The 18,918-nt window shown below is 63.8% G+C and carries 24 protein-coding genes; 12 read left to right on the top strand and 12 right to left on the bottom strand.

Going from position 1 to position 18,918, the window contains the following annotated elements; all coding sequences use genetic code 11:
• Positions 1-8: 8 nt before the first annotated feature.
• Together YUU_RS0119545 and YUU_RS0119540 are read left to right on the top strand one after the other, a co-directional pair.
• Complete coding sequence (locus YUU_RS0119545; protein ID WP_027523922.1) at positions 9-695, top strand: DUF2161 domain-containing phosphodiesterase; 687 nt, start codon at positions 9-11, stop codon at positions 693-695.
• Between the two features lie 103 nt (positions 696-798).
• Positions 799-1,104 (top strand): hypothetical protein, encoded by a 306-nt coding sequence (locus YUU_RS0119540; RefSeq protein ID WP_027523921.1) that lies wholly within the window; start codon positions 799-801, stop codon positions 1,102-1,104.
• A gap of 141 nt (positions 1,105-1,245) precedes the next feature.
• Here the strand turns inward: YUU_RS0119540 and YUU_RS0119535 are convergent, their stop codons facing one another.
• Positions 1,246-1,857 (bottom strand): GNAT family N-acetyltransferase, encoded by a 612-nt coding sequence (locus YUU_RS0119535; RefSeq protein WP_027523920.1) that lies wholly within the window; start codon positions 1,855-1,857, stop codon positions 1,246-1,248.
• A 150-nt stretch (positions 1,858-2,007) separates the two neighbouring features.
• Entirely contained in the window at positions 2,008-2,409 is a 402-nt protein-coding gene (locus tag YUU_RS0119530; RefSeq protein WP_027523919.1) for a PaaI family thioesterase, read from the bottom strand.
• A 186-nt stretch (positions 2,410-2,595) separates the two neighbouring features.
• Here YUU_RS0119530 and YUU_RS0119525 point away from each other — a divergent pair, with 186 nt between their 5' ends.
• Positions 2,596-3,864, top strand: coding sequence for a lipoprotein-releasing ABC transporter permease subunit (locus YUU_RS0119525; protein WP_027523918.1), 1,269 nt, complete (start codon positions 2,596-2,598; stop codon positions 3,862-3,864).
• Positions 3,865-4,071: 207 nt separating this feature from the next.
• Here the strand turns inward: YUU_RS0119525 and YUU_RS51175 are convergent, their stop codons facing one another.
• A complete protein-coding gene (locus tag YUU_RS51175) occupies positions 4,072-5,442 on the bottom strand; it encodes an amidohydrolase family protein (protein ID WP_051389799.1) in 1,371 nt (456 codons plus the stop codon).
• 285 nt (positions 5,443-5,727) lie between these two features.
• Here YUU_RS51175 and YUU_RS0119515 point away from each other — a divergent pair, with 285 nt between their 5' ends.
• From YUU_RS0119515 to YUU_RS0119500, 4 genes are read left to right on the top strand one after another with little or no spacing between them, the layout of a single operon-like run.
• Complete coding sequence (locus tag YUU_RS0119515; protein WP_027523917.1) at positions 5,728-6,051, top strand: helix-turn-helix transcriptional regulator; 324 nt, start codon at positions 5,728-5,730, stop codon at positions 6,049-6,051.
• Positions 6,048-6,473 (top strand): SRPBCC domain-containing protein, encoded by a 426-nt coding sequence (locus YUU_RS0119510; RefSeq protein ID WP_027523916.1) that lies wholly within the window; start codon positions 6,048-6,050, stop codon positions 6,471-6,473. The genes YUU_RS0119515 and YUU_RS0119510 overlap by 4 nt, the downstream gene beginning before the upstream one ends.
• A 33-nt stretch (positions 6,474-6,506) precedes the next feature.
• Positions 6,507-6,713, top strand: coding sequence for a hypothetical protein (locus tag YUU_RS0119505; RefSeq protein WP_027523915.1), 207 nt, complete (start codon positions 6,507-6,509; stop codon positions 6,711-6,713).
• Positions 6,714-6,769: 56 nt separating this feature from the next.
• Entirely contained in the window at positions 6,770-7,180 is a 411-nt protein-coding gene (locus YUU_RS0119500; protein ID WP_027523914.1) for a DUF1801 domain-containing protein, read from the top strand.
• A gap of 175 nt (positions 7,181-7,355) precedes the next feature.
• Here YUU_RS0119500 and kynU read toward each other — a convergent pair whose 3' ends face one another.
• From kynU to YUU_RS0119470, 6 genes are all read right to left on the bottom strand, one after another.
• Positions 7,356-8,564 (bottom strand): kynureninase, encoded by a 1,209-nt coding sequence (gene kynU, locus YUU_RS0119495; RefSeq protein WP_027523913.1) that lies wholly within the window; start codon positions 8,562-8,564, stop codon positions 7,356-7,358.
• 7 nt (positions 8,565-8,571) lie between these two features.
• Positions 8,572-9,411 (bottom strand): tryptophan 2,3-dioxygenase, encoded by an 840-nt coding sequence (gene kynA / locus YUU_RS0119490; protein ID WP_027523912.1) that lies wholly within the window; start codon positions 9,409-9,411, stop codon positions 8,572-8,574.
• Between the two features lie 22 nt (positions 9,412-9,433).
• Positions 9,434-10,243 carry an alpha/beta hydrolase gene (locus YUU_RS0119485; RefSeq protein ID WP_027523911.1) on the bottom strand — a complete coding sequence of 270 codons (810 nt, stop codon included), beginning with the start codon at positions 10,241-10,243 and terminating at the stop codon, positions 9,434-9,436.
• Between the two features lie 126 nt (positions 10,244-10,369).
• Complete coding sequence (locus tag YUU_RS0119480) at positions 10,370-10,633, bottom strand: hypothetical protein (RefSeq protein WP_156944390.1); 264 nt, start codon at positions 10,631-10,633, stop codon at positions 10,370-10,372.
• Positions 10,634-10,656: 23 nt separating this feature from the next.
• Positions 10,657-11,934 (bottom strand): ArgE/DapE family deacylase, encoded by a 1,278-nt coding sequence (locus YUU_RS0119475; protein ID WP_027523909.1) that lies wholly within the window; start codon positions 11,932-11,934, stop codon positions 10,657-10,659.
• Positions 11,935-11,984: 50 nt separating this feature from the next.
• Positions 11,985-12,710: a pyridoxamine 5'-phosphate oxidase family protein gene (locus tag YUU_RS0119470; protein ID WP_027523908.1), complete on the bottom strand. Its 726-nt coding sequence runs from the start codon at positions 12,708-12,710 to the stop codon at positions 11,985-11,987.
• Positions 12,711-12,783: 73 nt separating this feature from the next.
• Here YUU_RS0119470 and YUU_RS0119465 point away from each other — a divergent pair, with 73 nt between their 5' ends.
• Both YUU_RS0119465 and YUU_RS0119460 read left to right on the top strand, forming a co-directional pair.
• Positions 12,784-14,268 (top strand): PLP-dependent aminotransferase family protein, encoded by a 1,485-nt coding sequence (locus YUU_RS0119465; RefSeq protein WP_027523907.1) that lies wholly within the window; start codon positions 12,784-12,786, stop codon positions 14,266-14,268.
• A gap of 68 nt (positions 14,269-14,336) precedes the next feature.
• Positions 14,337-14,582: a DUF6719 family protein gene (locus tag YUU_RS0119460; RefSeq protein WP_027523906.1), complete on the top strand. Its 246-nt coding sequence runs from the start codon at positions 14,337-14,339 to the stop codon at positions 14,580-14,582.
• 8 nt (positions 14,583-14,590) lie between these two features.
• On the opposite strand, the gene YUU_RS0119455 is transcribed toward YUU_RS0119460, so the two are convergent.
• Together YUU_RS0119455 and YUU_RS60280 are read right to left on the bottom strand one after the other, a co-directional pair.
• The gene (locus tag YUU_RS0119455; RefSeq protein WP_027523905.1) at positions 14,591-14,956 is read right to left on the bottom strand and encodes a hypothetical protein; all 366 of its coding nucleotides are present in this window, start codon (positions 14,954-14,956) and stop codon (positions 14,591-14,593) included.
• 36 nt (positions 14,957-14,992) lie between these two features.
• Entirely contained in the window at positions 14,993-15,157 is a 165-nt protein-coding gene (locus YUU_RS60280; RefSeq protein ID WP_198031779.1) for a hypothetical protein, read from the bottom strand.
• Between the two features lie 416 nt (positions 15,158-15,573).
• Here YUU_RS60280 and YUU_RS0119445 point away from each other — a divergent pair, with 416 nt between their 5' ends.
• Complete coding sequence (locus tag YUU_RS0119445) at positions 15,574-15,777, top strand: hypothetical protein (protein ID WP_027523904.1); 204 nt, start codon at positions 15,574-15,576, stop codon at positions 15,775-15,777.
• Here YUU_RS0119445 and YUU_RS0119440 read toward each other — a convergent pair.
• Positions 15,767-16,315: a CreA family protein gene (locus YUU_RS0119440; protein ID WP_027523903.1), complete on the bottom strand. Its 549-nt coding sequence runs from the start codon at positions 16,313-16,315 to the stop codon at positions 15,767-15,769. The genes YUU_RS0119445 and YUU_RS0119440 overlap by 11 nt on opposite strands.
• Before the next feature lie 208 nt (positions 16,316-16,523).
• On the opposite strand from YUU_RS0119440, the gene YUU_RS0119435 reads away from it, so the two are divergent.
• Both YUU_RS0119435 and YUU_RS0119430 read left to right on the top strand, forming a co-directional pair.
• Complete coding sequence (locus tag YUU_RS0119435) at positions 16,524-18,179, top strand: L,D-transpeptidase family protein (protein WP_027523902.1); 1,656 nt, start codon at positions 16,524-16,526, stop codon at positions 18,177-18,179.
• Between the two features lie 83 nt (positions 18,180-18,262).
• Positions 18,263-18,835, top strand: coding sequence for a glutathione peroxidase (locus tag YUU_RS0119430; protein ID WP_027523901.1), 573 nt, complete (start codon positions 18,263-18,265; stop codon positions 18,833-18,835).
• Positions 18,836-18,918: the final 83 nt, after the last annotated feature.

Genomic DNA, 18,918 nt, shown 5'->3' with positions numbered 1-18,918 from the left:
AACGGCCTTTGGAAACCGCGCTTTATCTGCCTGTCAAACGCTTTCTCGAAGAGCTCGGCTTCACCGTGAAGGGCGAGATCGGCGGCTGCGATCTCGTTGGTCTCAGCCCCGGCGATCCGCCGGTCGTGGTGATCGGCGAGCTCAAGCTCGCCTTCAATCTCGAGCTGATCTTGCAGGCGGTCGATCGCGCCCCGGCCGGCGATGAGATCTGGATCGCCGCAAAAATGTCCGCGCGCGGCAAGGGGCGCGAGAGCGATGCGCGCTATCGCAATCTCTGCCGCCGCCTCGGCTTCGGCATGCTTGGAGTCACCGAGCGCGGCCAGGTCGAGGTGCTGGTGAAGCCGCCGACCGCGGCGCCGCGCCGCGAGCCGAAGAAGCGCTCGCGACTCGTCGCCGAACATCAGCGCCGCCACGGCGATCCAGTCCTCGGCGGCAGCACGCGCGCGCCGATCATGACCGCCTATCGCCAGCAGGCGCTGGCCTGTGCCTCGGCACTCGCCGACGGCCCACGGGCGGTGCGCGATCTGCGCGCGCGGTGTCCTGATGCCGGCAAGATCCTGCTGCACAACGTCTATGGCTGGTTCGCACGGGCCGAGCGGGGAATCTACGGATTGACCGACGCCGGACATGCAGCACTTAAACGCTGGCCGCAGCCGAAGATCGCGCTCGACGCCGGTCAGCCGTCACCGCCCTGACATGGGATCAATGCAAGAGGCGAATAACTGAGATGCCACACCAAATTCATATTGCAATGCAACATAGGCGGCACTAGGTATCCCGGATCGAAATGAGGCTACCATGAGCGCAGACTGGAATACCAAATATGGCACGCGGCGCGTCCGCCACGATCCGCCGACCCTGGACGAGGCGATTTTCGCCGCGATCGGCATCACCGACGATCAGGAGCAGCAGGCCGAGATCGCCGCGTCCCTGATGGGCATGCCGCTCGACGTCGTACAGGCCGAGGTGAAGAAGCAGGCCCGTACCAACAGCCGTATCACCGCCACGCGCGTCATCGCCGGCGAACAGGGCGCGCAGCGCTCGGTGGTGGTCGAGCGCCGCGTCGTGCGCCGCTTCGGCAACGACAAGCGTACTGGCACCTGAAGCGCTCTAGTCTTTGAAGATACGAAAGCGGACCGGCCTCGCCGGTCCGCTTTTTGATTCTCTTTGTCTGCGCACGATCTCGGTGCAAACACTTCGCGTTTGTCGCGAGGCAAAACCGCCGCGCACTTTTGCGAATCGTGCTCAGGCAGCGCGATTGCCGTACATGCTGGAAAACAGCTTCCACCACGTGCTGTTGAAGCTCAGCAGCGCGCGGCCGGCCTTGAATGGCGCAGCAGCGAGATCCGCAAGCTCCGCCTCCGGCGTCTTGGTGAGATCGATCGTGCCGGTCGACTCGCCGTGCCGGAATGCCAGATGCGCGCCGAATTTCTTCGCCAGCGCCCGCATCGCGTGATTCTCCGCGCCCGTCGTGATCCGCAGGCGACCAAAACCCTTCCAGCGCGCTTCCGCGATCAGCCGCCGGAACAGCACGGTCCCGACGCCCTGGCGGCGCGCGGAGGCTTCCACGCTGAACGCCACTTCGGGCAGCGAATCGCCTTCCGGCGGATGCAGCTCGGCCGCGCCGCGGACCACGCCTTCGACGATGTAGGCGACGATCACGGTACCGTCGTCCGCGCAGCGCGCGGCGTAACGCTCGATGAAGCTGTCGTCGAGAAAACCGTTGAAGCGGTCGTGCCGGCTCTCGGGATCGAGCCTCAGCAGATGATCGCGCAGGAGCGGCAATTCCTCTTGCTGGATCAGGGTCCGCACATAGCCCCGAACCGACTCTGTGCGGATGGTCTCTTCAAGTGCCACGTCAAAACTCCTCTTGGTGTCCCTCGAGGAGGCGTTCGAATCCCTAGGCCTCCTATATTGTGCGTCGCAGCATGGTTTGCAAGACGGGAACCTGCCCAAGTTAGAGGCATGGCAAACGACCAATTCGTTAACAAAATCAAAGCCCCGTAATCATACGAGGACCATCTGGGTCTGGGTCACCAGCGCCACCAGCTTGCCGTCCTCGGTCTCGAGACGGGTCTGCCAGACCTGCGTCCGCCGCCCCCGATGGATCGGAGTCGCCGTGGCGACCACCGTCGCCCCCTCCATCGCCCCGCCAATGAAATTGGTCTTGCTCTCCAGCGTCGTCGTGCCCTTGGCGTCCGCCGGCAGATTGATCACGGTCGCGGCCGCCCCGACCGAATCGGCCAAGGCCATGATGGCGCCGCCATGCGCGATGTGGCCGAGCGTGCAAAGGTCGGGCCTGACCGTCATTCTCGCCACCACGCGATCCGGCTCAGCCGCGACGAACTCCACACCCTTGAGCTCGGCGAACGGCATCTTCATCGCATGAAGTCTTTCGAGCGGCGTCATCGGATCTCCTCCCAGTGTCTTGAATTCTCAACGTGAATTGTCCCGCGGCGCAAAGCAATGACGTCCGAGGTCATAGCCGCGATGATATCGATGCTGCCTCCACGCGCCACGTTTGCCTGAGGACTCCAGGGTCGCCAAACCGGCTGCAACCGGACACAATGACAGGCCTGACGAGCCCTGAGGATCATGACAGCGCCGCGGAAGACCGCTCCCTTTGCGCCGTTCGAATGGATGCTGTCTGCGCGCTACCTGCGCGCGCGGCGCAAGGAAGGCTTCGTCTCGGTCATCGCTGGGTTTTCGTTTCTCGGCATCATGCTGGGCGTCGCGACCCTCATCATCGTGATGGCGGTCATGAACGGCTTCCGCAAAGAGCTTCTGGACAAGATCCTTGGGCTCAACGGGCATGTTCTGGTTCAGCCGCTGGAATCGCCTCTGACCGACTGGAAGGACGTGACCGAACGGATCAACCAGTTGAAGGGGGTTCGACTGGCGGCGCCCGTCGTCGACGGGACGGCATTGGCATCATCCGCAAACGCCTCCGGCGTTCTGGTGCGCGGGATCCGAGGGGTCGATCTCAACAAGCTCGCTTCGGTCGCCGGCAACATCAAGCAGGGGTCGATCGAGCATTTTGACGACGATCAGGGCGTTGCGATCGGCCAGGGCCTCGCCGATCAGCTTTCGCTGCATGACGGTGACGCCATCACTCTCGTCGCGCAGCACGGCGCGGTGACGCCAATGGGCGTCATGCCGCGTATCAAGAAATACAAGGTCACGGCCGTGTTCGAGATCGGCATGTCGGAGTACGACGCGAGCATGGTTTTCATGCCGATCGCGGAGGCGCAGTCCTACTTCAACCGCAGCGGCGATGTCACGGCAATCGAGGTGTTCACGACCGACCCTGATCGCATCGACATGTTTCGCAGGAACGTGATGGAGGCGGCCGGCCGGCCGATCTTCCTGGTCGATTGGCGACAGCGCAACTCGACCTTCTTCAGCGCGCTTCAGGTCCAGCGCAACGTGATGTTCCTGATCCTGGCCCTGATCGTCCTCGTGGCTGCCCTGAACATCGTGTCGGGCCTCGTCATGCTGGTGAAGGACAAGAGCAGCGACATTGCGATCCTGCGAACCATGGGTGCTTCGCAGGGCTCGATCATGAGGATCTTCCTGATCACCGGCGCCTCGATCGGCGTCGCAGGTACGCTGATCGGCTTCGTAGTCGGGCTTCTGGCCTGCCTCAATATCGAGTCGATCCGGCAATTCATGTCCTGGCTGACCAGGACCGAATTGTTTCCGCCAAAGCTCTACTTTCTTTCGAAGCTACCGGCGGACATCGAGGTCGGAGAAACCTCGGCAGTCGTGATCATGGCGCTGACGCTTTCGTTTCTCGCAACGCTCTACCCATCCTGGCGCGCCGCGCGGCTCGATCCCATCGAGGTGCTGCGACATGGGGGCTAGGGGTGGTTACGGCCAACATGGTGGGTTACGCTTCGCTACCCCACCCTACGAGCGTCGAGGTTAGGCGCGCAGCTCTATCAACGCTGTCATTGCGAGGAGCTCTTGCGACGAAGCAATCCAGACTGCCTCGGCGGAGACAGCCTGGATTGCTTCGCTGCGCTCGCAATGACGGGGTGTGGGCGCAGGCGCACCACACTATCGACGTCGCTATCTCCTGCTGTCGCCGGCCAGCGTATTCTTGTAGATCTTTCCGCCTTTCATGATGACGACGAAATTCTTCGCGGGGTCTGCGACCAGCTTGATGTTCTCGATCGGGTTGCCATCGACCAGCAGCAGGTCCGCCAAGGCGCCTTCCTCGACCACGCCGAGCTTGCCGGGATAGGGATTGCGCGGACCGGACAGGCTCAGGAGCTCGCCGTTCGCCGATGTCGCCATCGCCAGCGCCTCGGCCGGCGTGTACCAGCGGGTGAGGTCGGCGAGCATCGCGCCCTGCCGCTCGGCGAGCGCCTTGGAGAACAGGACGTCGGTGCCGAAGGCGGTCTTGATCTTGTACTTCTTGGCAAGTGCATAGACCCTGTCGGTGCCGGTGACCACCTGCTGCATCTTGTCCTGCTCCGAGGGCCCCAGCGCGGCGGCACCGGCGAGATCGAGGAACGGCTGCGTGCTCAGCCAGATGCCCTTCTCGGCCATCAGACGCGCCGAGGCCTCGTCCATGAGATGGCCGTGCTCGACGCATTTCGCGCCCGCCGCGATCGAGCGCTGGATCGCCACCGGCGTGTAGGCGTGCACGGCCACATAAGTGCCCCAGTTCTCGGCCGCCTCGACCGCCGCGCGCAGCTCGGGCTCGGTGAAGGTGGAGACGTCGAGCGGGCTGAACGGCGAGGCCACACCGCCGCCCGCCGTGAGCTTGACCTGCGTCGCGCCCTGCATGAGCTGCTCGCGGGCGCGCACGCGGACCTCGTCCGGACTGTCGGCGACCATGCTGCCGCCAATCAGCTCCATGCGGCTCAGCATGCCGCCGATCGTCCGCGGCAGGTCGGACAATTGCCGGAAGTCCCCATGGCCGCCGCTGATGGTGATCATCGCGCCGGAGGGATAGATGCGGGGACCTGCCACGAGATCCTCGTCGATGGCGCGCTTGAGCCCGAAGCTCGGGCCGCCCATGTCGCGCACCGTCGTAAAACCTCGCATCAGTGTGGCGGTGGCTTCCGCGGCCGCTTGCAGATTCAGGTAGCCGACGTCGCCCGCAATCGCAGCCGCCGGCGTCGGGCGCACCAGCATCGCGTGCCAATGCGCGTCGATCAGCCCGGGCATCAGCACGCGATTGCCGCCATCGATCGCCTGCGCATCCGCGGTCAGCGGCGCGGCCGAGATCTTCTCGATCTTGCCATTGCGGATAAGCACATTGAATGGCGCCGAGAGCGTACTGTTCCGGCCATCGAAGATGCGGACGTTCTGGAAAAGGACCGCGGAGTTCTGTTGCGCCTGCGCAGGCCGCGAAGCAACAAGGCTCACGCCAATTGCGACGAGCAACACAAAGACGATGAAGATGCAACCAGGCTTGCGCACTTCGAACATTTCCGCCCTCCTGCCGGCACGTCTGCTCGTTCCCCGGCAGCGATGCCTTGGGACTGACTCAGCGCCGGCGTGTGGAGCAAGTCAACTTACAACCCATACGGAAACATGCAGCCCAGCCATCCGGCACGAGCGGAGGTGCGATTGGAGCTGTCGCGCCTGGCTTGAATTGATTCAAGCTAGAGGCGTTCCGTCCAGGCGCGAGCGACGTCAGGCGCATCCCCGCTTGACGAATTCATAACTATCGGGTTATACGACAATTCATAACCAATGAGTTATCAATCTCACATGGCCAACACCCACGATGTGCTGTTCCGGACCCTTGCCGATCCGACTCGGCGGGCTATCTTCGAACGGCTGTGCCGCCACGGCGAGCAGACCGTTGGCGCGTTGACAGCGCGGGCCGGCGTGTCGCAACCAGCCGTTTCGAAGCATCTGATGGCGTTGAAACAAGCGGGCCTCGTGCGCGACCGCCACGAGGGCCGCCAGACGCATTACAGCGCGCAGCTTCGCGCGCTCGCCCCGCTGATCGACTGGACCAGCAAGATGACCGGCTTCTGGCAAAGCCGGTTCGATGACCTCGAGGATCTTCTCAAGAGGATGGACCAATGAACAAGACCGAGACCCGTTCCGTCGTCGTCGAGCGCGAGTTCGCACATCCGCCCGAGAAGCTTTGGCGGGCCCTGACGCAGCCGCATTTGATCTCGGAGTGGCTGATGAAGAACGATTTTGTGCCGGTGCCGGGCCATCGTTTCAAGCTCACCGGCGAGTGGGGCGGCGTGCTCGACTGCGAGGTCCTCACGATCGAGCCGAACAAGGCGCTCGCCTACACCTGGAACTTTGCGCATCAGGATGCGGCCTACAATCTGGAGAGCGTGGTGACCTTTACCCTCACCCCGACGCGCGGCGGAACTCTGCTCCGCGTCGAGCAGGTGGGATTCCGCCCGGACCAGAAGCAGGCCTATGGCGGCGCGCATGCCGGATGGAAGCAGTTCTTGGCGAAGCTGGAAGAGGTCCTGCCGCAGGCAGACTGACGCCGCCGTTGCACTCTAGGACAGGAGGTCTCATTGAACTGGAACATGTGGATTCGGCAGGTTCACCGCTGGCTGTCGATTGGCTTCACGGTGGCCGTCATCGTCAATGTCCTCGCCATGGGGCTGGAGATGCAGGCGGTCTGGATCGGCCTCCTGGCGCTGTTCCCGCTCATGCTGCTTCTGCTCTCCGGCCTCTATCTGTTCGCCCTGCCCTATGCCACCAAATGGCGAAGTGGCTGACGGCGATCGCTCGCCCGACGTAGAACAGGACCAGAATTGGGAGCACAGAACCTCAAATGACTCCATCGGAAAAAATCGACCAACTGATCGCCGGGATCACCGACTGGCGCGGCAAGATGTTTGCGAACCTGCGCAACGCCATCCTCGAGGCCGACAGCGAGATCGTCGAGGAATGGAAGTGGATGGGCAGTCCGGTGTGGGAGCGCGACGGCATCATCGCGGTCGCCAATGCCCACAAGGGCAAGGTGAAGCTGACCTTCATGTACGGAGCGCGTCTCGCCGATCCCGAAAAACTCTTCAACGCCGGCCTCGATGGCAACGAACGCCGCGCAATCGATTTCCTCGAAGGTGACAAGATCAACGCGCGGGCGCTGAAACAGCTCGTGCGTGCAGCGATCGAATACAATCAGGGCAAGGCGAAGAAGAAAGCGCCGGCAGCGCGCACGAAAGCGCGCAAGGCGGGTTGATACACAATCTCAGTCATGCCCTGGCTTGAACAATTGGGATACGACAGTGTGGATAGCGCTTGCCACAAGCTCGTCATTGCGAGGAGCGAAGCGACGAAGCAATCCAGAATCCCACCGCGGCGATAGTCTGGATTGCTTCGCTGCGCTCGCAATGACGTTGTGGAGACAGCGCGGGCTACGTCACCGCATTCACGACCTGGAATTCCGGTCGCCTCCATACTTCGCCAACGATCACCTCCTCGATGATCTCGGCGGCCTTCATCACCTCGTCCTCCCCGATATACAGCGGCGTCAGGCCGAAGCGCATGATGTCGGGGGCGCGGAAGTCGCCAATCACGCCGCGGGCGATCAGGGCCTGCATGGCGGCGTAGCCGCCGTCAAAGGCGAAGGAAACCTGCGAGCCACGCATCTCGTGCGCGCGTGGCGTCACGAGCTTAAGCTCCGGGCAGCGGCGCTCCACCTCCGCGATCAGGAGATCGCCGAGCGCCAGCGAGCGGGCCCGCACTTCGCCAAGATCGACGCGGTCCCAGATGTCGAGTGAAGCCTCCAGCGCAGCCATCGCGAGCACCGACGGCGTGCCGACGCGCATGCGTTCCACGCCGCCCGCGGGCGCATAGCCGAGATCGAAGGCGAACGGCTTTGCGTGGCCCATCCAGCCCGAGAGCGCGGCGCGCGCCCGATCGGCGTGGCGCGGCGCGACGTAAAGGAAGGCCGGCGCACCGGGACCGCCGTTGAGATATTTGTAGGTGCACCCCGCAGCGAAGTCGGCGTCGACGCCGGCGAGATCGACCGGCAGTGCGCCGGCCGAATGCGCGAGGTCCCAGACGGTCACGATGCCCAGCGCATGCGCCTTTGCAGTGAGCTGCGCCATGTCATGGCGGCGACCGGTGCGGTAGTCGACCTCCGTGAGGTAGAGCACCGCAATCTCCTCCGACAGCGCGGCCTGGACCGCCTCCGGCGCCACGAGGCGCAGCTGGTGCCCTCGCCCGAGCGTCGCGATCAGGCCTTCGGCCATGTAGAGATCAGTCGGAAAATTGCCGGTGTCAGAGAGCACGATTTTGCGCTCAGGCTTCATATCGAGCGCGGCGGCGAGCGCCTGGTAGGCCTTGAGCGAGAGCGTGTCGCCCATCATCACCGAGCCCGCCTCCGCGCCGATCAGCCGGCCGATGCGATTGCCCACGTTGCGCGGCTGCACGTACCAGCCCGCCGTGTTCCACGCGCGAATGAGCTCATCGCCCCATTCCTGCCGGATCACGCGGTCAACCTTTTCGGCAACGCCCAGCGGCAGCGCGCCGAGCGAATTGCCGTCGAGATAGATCACGCCCTCGGGCAGATGGAAGAGCGCTCTGGTGTCGTCGTAGACGCGAAGTCGGGTCTTGGTCATGGCTGGCTCAAAGAATGGTGCGGACGCGCCAAAGTTCGGGAAACAGCTCGACCTCCAGCATGCGCTTGAGATAGCTGACCCCGCCGGTGCCGCCGGTGCCGCGCTTGAAGCCGATGACCCGCTCAACGGTGGTGACGTGATTGAAGCGCCAGCGGCGGAAATAATCCTCGAAGTCGACGAGTTTTTCGGCGAGCTCGTAGAGCATCCAATGCGTCTCCGGCGCCTCATAGACCTCCCGCCACGCCTCCAGCACGCCTTCGTTCAGGCTGTGTGTCTCGCGGACGTCACGCGCCAGGACAGAAGGCGGCATCGCGAGCCCCTTGCGGTCGGCGAGGCGCAGCACCTCGTCATATAGGCTCGGCGTCGCCAGCTCCGCCTCGAGAAGATGCGTGACCTCGGCGTCATGCGCATGCGGCTTCAGCATCGCGTGATTGCGGTTGCCGAGGAGATATTCGATCAGGCGATACTGGCTCGACTGGAAGCCCGAGGATTGCCCGAGCTTGGAGCGGAAATGCGTGTACTCGCTTGGGGTCATCGTGCGCAGCACGTCCCAGGCGCTGTTCAGCTGCTCGAAGATGCGGGAGACGCGCGCCAGCATCTTCATCGCCGGCGATACCTCGTCACGCGCGATGGCGCGACGGGCGGCGCTGAGCTCGTGAATGGCAAGGCGCATCCAGAGCTCCGAGGTCTGGTGCTGGATGATGAACAGCATCTCGTCATGCGCATCCGACAGCGGATGCTGCGCGCCAAGGATCGCATCCAGCTGGAGATAGTCGCCGTAGGACATCCGCCGAGCGAAATCGGTCTCGGCGCCCTCGGCGGTGGGATCGTAGTCGTTGCTGGTCATGACATCCCCTCTCAGATCTGCGTCAGTCCAGGCCAACCAGGTTCGCGGTGATTTTCGACGAGGGATCCTTGAGCCCGTCGACGACCGTGAAATGGTTGTAGCCAGGCTCGACCACCAGACGCGTCGGCACGTCAAAACCGGTCCAGACGTTTGCCATCAGCTCGGCCTGGCGGACGAATTCGGGCCGCTCGGCGCCGCCGACCCAGGCCGTGAGCGGCACGTGTCCGCGCGGCAGATGCAGCGCGGCGCTTTCGAGCGTCGCCTCCTCCAGAGTCATGCCAAGCGTGGCGTTCATCTTGGTCTTCAGCAGCGGGCGCAGATCGTGCAGACCGCTGATCGACAGCGTCCCGGCGATGCGGTTGTAGACTGCAGGCTCAAGCCGGCTGTCTTTGCAGAGCATACGGGTGACGAGATGGCCGCCGGCGGAGTGGCCGGCAAGCCGGATCGGTCCGGCGACGAGCGCGGCCGCGGTGGCGATGGCAGCCGCCATCTCGGCCGTGATGTCGGAGATGCGCGCGGCCGGCGTCAGCGTGTAGCTCGGCAGCGCGACGGCAAAGCCATGGTGGCGCGCGCCTTCAGCAAGGTCGGTCCACGACGATTTGTCGAACCGCATCCAGTAGCCGCCATGGACGAAGACGACGAGGCCCTTTGTGTCGCCATTGGGCAGGATCAGGTCGAGACACTGGCGCTCGCCTGAGCCATAGGCGATGTCCGGACGAAATGCCCTGAGCCCCGCGCGATAGGACGCGGCGCGCTCGGCCCAGAGCGCGGGCAGTGTGTCCGATCCCGGCACATGAGCCGAGTTGGCATACGCATCATCCCAATCGCGCATCGTTACTCCCAGACTCGCAGGCGACAGGTCGCCAGTCTGCCACCGGCCGCGCCGCCATCCTAGTCTTTATTTTAAGCTTAAAGCATCTTGACGCGCCAGTGCCCTCCCCTCCCGAAGCGCTGCAAGCTACCAAGTCCGCCGATGGCCTTTTGGATACCAAACGCCTCGCCAGACTGGGGCTTCCATGTTGGGAATCGCGTGACCCTGGTCGAGCGTACGGATGTCTACGTCTTCGATCACCTCAGCCACGGCCAGCACGCCTTGCTCTTTGAAGACCGTTTGGCCGAGAATGGCCAATGCATCCTCATAACTGTAGGCCGTGACGCCACATCCTCTTTGGAGCGGGTCGTACGGTCCAATCCCGTCGAAACGAAACCAGTAGCGCCGCAACAGGCTTCTCATGGAGATAGGACCTACCCCTTCTCCACCCCGCACCATTCCGCGATGAACAGCGCCATCGCCTTGGTCGACTTCTTCAGCGACTCCAGATCGACATATTCATTGAAGCCGTGGATCTCGCCGCCGCTCGGGCCGAAGCAGAGGCTGGGGATGCCGTGGTTGAGGCCGTAGAAGCGGGTGTCGGTGAGCGCGGTGAAGACGAGGTCTTCGACCGCGCCGCCATAGACGGCGTTGAAGGCCTTGCCGAAGGCGGCTTCGGGCGCGGCCGCGTTGGTCAGCTCATAGCCTTCCGACAGGAAGCCGGACCATTCGACCTCGGGCGGATTGTTGGCGAGGAAGCGGTGGTTTCGCGCCGCGGCCGCGACGCAGGCCAGAATCTCCTTCTGGTGATCGGCGATGGACCAGCCCGGCAGAACCGCGATACGGCAATCGACGTCGCACCAGGCCGGCACGCTGGAGGCCCAGTCGCCGCCCTTGATGATGCCAGGGTTGAAGTTGATGGGATGGTTGAGCGTCTTGAAGTGACGATCACTCTTGGCGCGCTCGTTCCATTCTATCTCGAGCTTTTGCAACGCCTGGATCAGATGATAGGCGGCCATGATCGCATTCGCGCCGGAGCCGGCAAACGCCACATGGGTCGGATGGCCCTTCACGCGCAGACGAAACCAGATCACGCCGACCTGCGAGCGCACCATCTTGCCGCCGGTCGGCTCCGGAATGAAGCAGGCATCGGCGCGATAGCCGCGCTGGAGCGTCGAGAGCGCGCCGACGCCGGTGCTCTCCTCCTCGATCACGGACTGGAAATGGATCCGCGCCGTGGGCCGAAGGCCTGCGGCCTTGATCGCATCGAGCGCATAGAGTGCGCCGATGGTGCCGGACTTCATGTCGCAGGCACCGCGGCCGTACATTTTGCCGTCCTTGATGACCGGCGCAAATGGCGGGGTGTCCCAGAGCTCCAGCGGTCCCGCCGGCACGACGTCGCAGTGGCCTTGCAGTATCAGTGATTTGCCGCCGCTCGTTTGCGGGCGGTAGGTGCCGACCACCGTGCGCGCCTTGGAGAAATCATGCTCGATCGGACCGAAGCCGCGCAGATCCCTGAGTTCGTCGACGTTGACGTGCCAGTCGTCGACCTCATAACCCCGCGCGCGGAGCAGATCACCCATCATGTCCTGACAGGGCCCCTCAGCGCCGCGGGTCGAGGGGATCGCGACGAAATCGCGTGTGGTCGCAAGCTGGGCCTCGAAGCCGGCATCGACGGCGTCGAGAATCCTCTGCTGCGTATCGGCATTCATGCTGGCAACTCCGTCAGGCATTCCCAAGAGCGCCGCGAAGCTAGCCGATTTCAGCCCTCCGGGTACTCCTCAAAATAGGCATCCAGCAATGCATCTTCGAGCAGTCGGCCCTCCGAATAACCATTCAACGTCGCTGGCCGCGTGACGCCGTCGAGCAGGCGCTTGCAAGGTTCCGGCGCGCCGAGCACGGTGCGCACGGGGATCCGCTCCGCATAGATTGGCAATGCATAGTCTTCATCGTCGTCCGCAAGGCCCTTGGCGCGAACCTTGGCGGAGGCTTCCTCGATCTCCATCGCGATGAAGGACGTCGCCTTGGCCTCCTGCGTGCTGCTTGGGCGCAAGCCCGCACTGCGATCCGGGAAGAAGCGGTCGACCATGGCGACCAGCGCGCGCTGCTTCTCCTCCGCGTCCGTCACGAGGTAAGCGGTCCCGAAGGCCATCACCGCGCGATAGTCCGCCGAATGATTGAAGCCGCAGCGCGCCAGCACCAGGCTGTCGAGATGTGCAACGGTGAGACAGACCCTTTGCCCGCTCGACTGGTTGCGCAGCATGCGGCTCGCGCTGGAGCCGTGCCAATAGAGCTTGGTCCCTTCCCGCCAGAAGAAGGTCGGCGTGCAATAGGGCTGGCCGTCGATCACATAGGAGACGTGGCACAGCATCGAGGCGTCCAGGATGCGGTGAACGGTGGCGTGATCATAGGACCCGCGATCATGGCGGCGCTTCACCTGGTTGCGGGACGAGACCGGATAGGACGTGGTGGCGATACCGTCGGACACGGCGGCTCCTGTCGTGAAATTGAATCTGGAAGGAGTTGTAGCGCCCCATTTGGTCTGCGATAGTGCCAATTCCATGCGAAAAATTCCGACCAATTCAAAACCGCCCCCGAAAGCCGCGCCGCGCAGGGCCGAGCTGCCGCTCGATTTTTCGGGAGCGCACATTACGGCGAGCGCTCCCTCGGCGCACCGGCTCTACCAGGCGCTCTGCCACGCGATCGTGGAAGGCCTGGTCAGGCCGGGCGAGCCGCTGCCGCCATCGCGGACGCTGGCGAAGCAAACCGGTTTCCGGCGCAACGCCGTCGTCACGGCCTATGAGCGGCTGATCGCCGACGGGTTTGCAGAGGCAACCATCGGCTCCGGGACGTTTGTCGCCGCTAAAATTCCCTTGCGCGCAAGCGATGCGCGCAAGGCGAAGATCATCGTCGAGGCGCCGCGGCAGGGCACGCTGGCACTCGGCTGCACCCACATCGACGAGCGCTCACTGCAACGCTTCCGCGGCTTCGTCGGCCGGCGCATGCGCGCCTTCGGAAGTGAACATCTGCACTATGGTGATCCGCGCGGCAGCCGCGAGTTGCGCGTTGCGGTTGCCGATCATTTGCTCGCGGCGCGGGGCCTGCGCTGTGATCCCGACCAGATCATGCTGACCTCAGGCACGCTGCACGCCTTGCGCATCGTGCTCGGCGCGATCCTCAAAACCAACGACCAGATCTGGTGCGAGGATCCGGGCTACCCCACCGCGCGCGCGACTATCCTCCATTGCGGATATCGCGCTGTCTCCGTGCCGGTCGACGAGCACGGCCTGCGTGTCGCCAAGGGCCGGACGGCGGCACCAAGGGCGCGCGCGGCCTATGTCACGCCGTCGCATCAATTTCCGCTGGGCGTGCAGATGTCGATGCCGCGCCGGCTCGAGCTCCTGGACTGGGCGAGGGAGGCTGGCGCCTTCGTGCTGGAGGACGATTACGACAGCGAGTTCCGCTATGACGGCGCACCCCTGATGTCGCTCGCCGGCATCGATCAGCTCGAGCGCGTGATCTACATGGGCACATTTGCCAAGACATTGTTTCCGGGCCTGCGCATCGGCTATTGCGCGCTGCCGGAGCGCTTGATCGGCACGGTCGCGACTGCGCGGGCCGCGCTCGACCGTTTTCCCGGTACGCTGATGGAAGGCGCGGTCGCGGACATGCTCAACTCCGGTGCCTTCGCTGCGAACCTGAAGCGCGTGCGAAAGCTCTATCGTGAGGCGCGCGATGCACTGGCTGCGACGCTTCAGGCCGCGTCCGACGGCCGGCTGTCTGTTCCCGTGCCCTCGCAAGGCCTGCATCTGGTCGCGCGGTTCGAGCCGTCGGTGGATCTGCGCATCGCCTCGCAGGCCAAGCACGCGGCCGGCGCGGAAGGCTGGCTGCTGGCCGACACCTATGCGCGCGCCCGTCCCCTGCCCGGTTTCGTCCTCGGCTTTTCCGGCCATTCCGTTCCGCAACTGGTGGCGTCAGCCGAAAAGCTCGCGACGCAATCGCTGGCCGCGCTTCGCGGCAGCGACATGCCGGCACGGCGCGCGTGACGAAGGTTCACTATGAGAATCGCGCGCGGCTTTCTAACATCGCCGCATCGAGGTTTGGATTTTTCGTCATGACCCATTTTCGCGCGATGAGCCTGTGCGCGCTGTTTGCCGCAGCAACAATAACCTTGGCGCGCGCCGACACGGTCGGGCGCGAGCAGAATATCGTCGGCTTGCGGCTTGGCCAGCGCGTGATGGTCGATGACGGCACCTGCCCCGCCGGGCAGATCAAGGAAGTGCGCGGTGCTAAGATGACCGAAAGCGGCATCACGGCGACACGCACCTGCGTGCCGCGGTTTGGACCGAAGTCCAAATAGCGTGCGGTCTACTTCGCCGGGTCAAACATGCACTGAAGGGTCGGCTTGGCGATCTTGGTGAAGGTCGGTCCGATCTCGGACTGCTTGGCGGCCGGCACCCATTCGTTCTCGATGGTCGGCACGCCGGTCTCGCTGATGCCGCGAAGCAGCGCTTCGCGCAGGTCGCGGTCCTCGACGACGGCGGCGGCATGATCATGCAGGCAGCCACAGACTTCCTCCGGGTGCGCCCAACGCCCAAGCATGTGCGGCGCGCATTGGCGCACGAAATCGGTGCGCGGATCCGGCAACCTGTTGGGAGAGCGCACCTGAGCCTGGGCAGCGGTGATCGTGAGGACGGACGCGAGGAAAGCTGCGGCGCAGATGCGAAACATGATGGCTTTTCTTGATCCTACCGGTCTTTTTTTCTGCGATCAGAGACGCGCGGCCATCACGATCGGCTGAGGCGCCTTGGCCCCAACCGGCGAGCCGCTATAGGCAAAGGTCCCGACGCCCGGCAGTCCGCTGTCGCTCGTTCCGGCCAGCGAGGATCTGGCGAGGACGAAGCCGAAAGCGAGGATGAAGCGGAGCGCCCGCATGTGAAGTCTCCAGTTCCCGCGGCTGTGCGTCGCTACCGCTGATGGGGGTGATAACCATGGGCGGTTTCGTCCGTGATGCGCCAAATGCGGAAAATGGTTTCATCTTCGTGAGAATTGTTTCGTCGGCGCCGATGCGACGAAACATTAAGTCAAAAACCCCAATTATTTCAGTGAAGTCGCCTCGTGGCCGACGGCTGCTTCGCGGCCCTCTCCGGCGTTCCCGCAGCTGCCCGCGCGCGCTTGCGGTCACCGTCCCGAAGCAGCCGCTTCACACGCATTTTACGTTTCTCTGTTGAAGAGGAGCGCAAAGAAGCGCGAAGTTCCGCTGAACCGGGGTTGTTCCAGCGACGACCGACGCCTTCGAACATCGATAAGCCCGGCATCAAACCGAGGCTCAGGGTTGAGGGATGGCCATCATGATGGCTTTAGATCGCGCAATGGCGCGCGATGCGGACCAGGGTTCGGACCGCGCCAATAAGAGACAGAGGCAGTGCGGCGCCACCGGCGCGATGGCGCTGCAATCAGACCGCGGCTATGAGGCGGCACCGCAGGCGTTCGTGCGGCTGACCGGCTCGCTTCTCGCAAGGCCGCGCGCCAGCCGCAAACTCGTCACTGAGTGAAGAAGTCGCCGCACTTCTGAATGCTGGTATCGGTCGGCCCCCACGGCACGATCGGCACGGTCGAGGTCGAGTTCTTCGGCGAGCCCTCGATCAGCTTGTCGGAATAGACCATGTAGACCAGCACGTTGCGCTTGGTATCGCAGCCGCGCACGATCTGCATCTTCTTGAAGAACAGCGAACGGCGCCTTCGGAACATGTCGTCGCCCTGCTCCAGCTTGTCCTTGAACTTGATGGGACCGACCTGCCGGCAGGCGAGCGAGATGTCAGAGACCTCCTCGGCGAGCCCCAACCAGCCCTTGAAGCCGCCCTTCTCCGGTACCGTGAAATGACAGGCCACGCCCTCGACCTCGGGATCGTCGAGGCCATAGGTCGCGAGCTTGTCGTTCGGGCTCAGCCATTTGAACACGGTGGAGCGGCGGAAGATCAGATCGGGCTCATCGGCGGCTTGGGCGAAGCTGGCCGGCACGGCCATGAGCAGGAGGAATAAAGCGAGGCCTTTCAAGTGCATGCCAGAAAGACCGGGGAAACGAGATGACATGAAGTTCTCCGGTAACAAGTCCCCGCAATGTAGGGATGCGAGAGCTGATCAGGAAGGCGACCGGCTGACCCGCGCAGCCTCCGTTTACCGGTCTGTGAGGCTTTTTTGCTACGGCTTCGACAAAATTGGCTGATATCAGAACCGCTATAGTGGTGAACGCGTATCCCCTTTGCGAGACTAACTACTGATTTGGAAGACGGATTCGAGGATGAATAGCGTGAGCGTGACCGGTTCTTCTGGCGCAAGGGCGCGGTTGTGGCGGGTCGCCATTTTGACGGCGGCGGGTGCGATTGGCACCACGACCCATGCGGAAGCCGCGATGTATTACTGGTCGGACTACACCGACGGTTCTTACTATCACCAGCCGCAGCCGCGGATCGAGCGTGCGAATCCGCGCAAGCGCGCCACTGTTCTGGGCAAGAAAAAGAAAGAGAGCGGCGAGAAGGAGACCGGCGCCAAGCCGCAAGGGCCTCTGGTCATCGCCATCTCGATCGACCGGCAGAGGGTGACGGTCTACGATTCCAACGGCGTGTTCGCGGAATCGCCGGTGTCGACCGGCATGAAGGGGCATCCCACGCCGATGGGCGTGTTCAGCGTCATCCAGAAACACAAATTCCACCATTCCAACATCTATAGCGGCGCACCGATGCCGTATATGCAGCGCATCACCTGGTCGGGTGTCGCCATGCATGCCGGCGTGCTGCCCGGCTATCCCGCCTCCCATGGCTGCATCCGCATGCCGATGGCGTTCGCGGTGAAGATGTGGAATTGGACCAAGATGGGCGCGCGCGTGATCGTGACGCCCGGCGAGATGACCCCGCACAGTTTCTCGCATCCCCTGCTCGCGAGCCTGCGCGTCCCGCCGCAGCCGACGGCGAGCCTGGAGCAGCCTGCGACAACCGTCGCCGACAAGGCGGACAAGGGCGCCCCCGAGGCCATGTCTCCTGAGAGCAAGGCCGAAGAGAGCAAAGCCGCGGAGGTCAAGGCTGCTGAGGTCAAGAGTGTGAACGCCGAGCCGGCGATGGAGCTGCGCTCGACCGTCGGCCATACCGTGATGTCGGACGCAACCATCGGCAACGCGATGGCGCGCGAGGAGGCCCCCGCTGACAAGGCCGCTCCGAACGAAGACGCAAAGACGAACGGTGCGAAAACCGCTGACGCATCGGAGCCGGCAAAACCGCAAACGGACGAAGCGACCGCCAAGCCTGCTGCGAGCGCGAGCACCAAGCCCGAAGCTGTTCAGGCCGACGTTGCCAAGCCTGAACCGGCAAAGGCCGAAGCGGCCGAGGCCAAGAAGCCCGATGTCACCGTGACGGCGCCGACGCCTGCACAGCCCGCCGCCGATGCGAAAAAGGATCAGACCCGCATCGCCGAGCCCGCGCCAGCCGCAAAGCCCGAACCGCCGAAGCGTACCGGCCAGATCGCGGTGTTCATCAGCCGCAAGGATTCCAAGATCTATGTGCGGCAGAACTTTTCGCCGCTGTTCGATGCGCCCGTGACGATCGCGGCCAGCGACCGTCCGCTCGGCACGCATGTCTTCACCGCGGAAGCCGACAAGAGCGATGCCAACGCGCTGCATTGGTCGGTGGTGTCGGTGCCCGTCGCCGTCCGCTCGGTGGAGCGTGACGACGACAGCCGCATGACTCGCCGCCAGCGCATGGCCGGCGTCATCCCGATCGCCGCAAAGCCTGTGATCACACCGGACAGTCCGGCCGAGGCGCTCGACCGCATCTCCATCCCCGCCGACACCATGGCGAAGATCGGCGAGATGCTGACCACCGGCAGCTCGATCATCGTCTCCGACCAGGGCATCAATCAGGGCGAAACCGGCGAAGGCACGGATTTCATCGTCCGCTTGCGCTAGGCCTCCGCATAACGCGGTGTTGAGCGCGCTTGGTCGCGCGCGCGGAGTATCATCGTCCCCGGATCACCTTCGGGGACATCGCTATGCTGAACCGCAGGACAATGCTCACCGCGGCGCTTGCCGCGATCACCAGCCCCGTCGCGACTCGCGCCCTTGCGCAAGCGTCGATGAGCAAGATCTCGGCTTACGCCTTCTCCTTCCCCGCGCTCTCCGGCGACGATATCCGGCTTGCCGGGTTTACCGGCCGGCCGCTGATGATCGTCAACACAGCCTCGCTGTGCGGCTACACACCACAATATGCTGGTCTTCAGGAACTCTGGAACGAGTTCCACGAACGCGGACTAACCATCATCGGCGTGCCCTCGAATGATTTCGGCGGCCAGGAGCCGGGCGGAGTAACCGAGATTTCGGAGACCGCACATCACCAATACGGCGTTACCTTCCCGATCGCCGCCAAGGCCGTCGTGGTCGGTCCCAAGGCCCATCCGTTCTACAAATGGGCGGCGGAAGCCCGGCCGAAGGAAGTTCCGCGCTGGAACTTCCACAAATACCTCATCGGCCGCGACGGCTATATCGCCGAGGTTTTCGCCTCTGCTGTCGAGCCGACCGACACGCGGGTCAAGACCGCGGTCGCGAAGGCGCTCGCGGATAGCTGAGCTGGTCTCACGCGCCTGGGCACAATTGCCTAGCTGAGCCAAACAGCCGTTGCATTGGTGATGGCCCACCAACTAGGCTAGGA

Origin of the sequence: Bradyrhizobium sp. Ec3.3, from assembly GCF_000472925.1 — a bacterium.
GTDB lineage: Bacteria > Pseudomonadota > Alphaproteobacteria > Rhizobiales > Xanthobacteraceae > Bradyrhizobium.
Note: the sequence above shows the minus strand (reverse complement) of the source record. Positions and strands in the feature narration are given on the sequence as shown.

What these genes read in the sequence shown, in the direction of transcription:
- YUU_RS0119540 (WP_027523921.1), top strand. Translation starts at nt 799, where the DNA reads ATGAGCGCAGACTGGAATACCAAATATGGCACGCGGCGCGTCCGCCAC.
- YUU_RS0119530 (WP_027523919.1), bottom strand. Translation starts at nt 2,409, where the DNA reads ATGACGCCGCTCGAAAGACTTCATGCGATGAAGATGCCGTTCGCCGAG.
- YUU_RS0119525 (WP_027523918.1), top strand. Translation starts at nt 2,596, where the DNA reads ATGACAGCGCCGCGGAAGACCGCTCCCTTTGCGCCGTTCGAATGGATG.
- YUU_RS51175 (WP_051389799.1), bottom strand. Translation starts at nt 5,442, where the DNA reads ATGTTCGAAGTGCGCAAGCCTGGTTGCATCTTCATCGTCTTTGTGTTG.
- YUU_RS0119515 (WP_027523917.1), top strand. Translation starts at nt 5,728, where the DNA reads ATGGCCAACACCCACGATGTGCTGTTCCGGACCCTTGCCGATCCGACT.
- YUU_RS0119510 (WP_027523916.1), top strand. Translation starts at nt 6,048, where the DNA reads ATGAACAAGACCGAGACCCGTTCCGTCGTCGTCGAGCGCGAGTTCGCA.
- YUU_RS0119500 (WP_027523914.1), top strand. Translation starts at nt 6,770, where the DNA reads ATGACTCCATCGGAAAAAATCGACCAACTGATCGCCGGGATCACCGAC.
- kynU (WP_027523913.1), bottom strand. Translation starts at nt 8,564, where the DNA reads ATGACCAAGACCCGACTTCGCGTCTACGACGACACCAGAGCGCTCTTC.
- kynA (WP_027523912.1), bottom strand. Translation starts at nt 9,411, where the DNA reads ATGACCAGCAACGACTACGATCCCACCGCCGAGGGCGCCGAGACCGAT.
- YUU_RS0119485 (WP_027523911.1), bottom strand. Translation starts at nt 10,243, where the DNA reads ATGCGCGATTGGGATGATGCGTATGCCAACTCGGCTCATGTGCCGGGA.
- YUU_RS0119475 (WP_027523909.1), bottom strand. Translation starts at nt 11,934, where the DNA reads ATGAATGCCGATACGCAGCAGAGGATTCTCGACGCCGTCGATGCCGGC.
- YUU_RS0119465 (WP_027523907.1), top strand. Translation starts at nt 12,784, where the DNA reads ATGCGAAAAATTCCGACCAATTCAAAACCGCCCCCGAAAGCCGCGCCG.
- YUU_RS0119460 (WP_027523906.1), top strand. Translation starts at nt 14,337, where the DNA reads ATGACCCATTTTCGCGCGATGAGCCTGTGCGCGCTGTTTGCCGCAGCA.
- YUU_RS60280 (WP_198031779.1), bottom strand. Translation starts at nt 15,157, where the DNA reads ATGCGGGCGCTCCGCTTCATCCTCGCTTTCGGCTTCGTCCTCGCCAGA.
- YUU_RS0119445 (WP_027523904.1), top strand. Translation starts at nt 15,574, where the DNA reads ATGATGGCTTTAGATCGCGCAATGGCGCGCGATGCGGACCAGGGTTCG.
- YUU_RS0119440 (WP_027523903.1), bottom strand. Translation starts at nt 16,315, where the DNA reads ATGTCATCTCGTTTCCCCGGTCTTTCTGGCATGCACTTGAAAGGCCTC.
- YUU_RS0119435 (WP_027523902.1), top strand. Translation starts at nt 16,524, where the DNA reads ATGAATAGCGTGAGCGTGACCGGTTCTTCTGGCGCAAGGGCGCGGTTG.
- YUU_RS0119430 (WP_027523901.1), top strand. Translation starts at nt 18,263, where the DNA reads ATGCTGAACCGCAGGACAATGCTCACCGCGGCGCTTGCCGCGATCACC.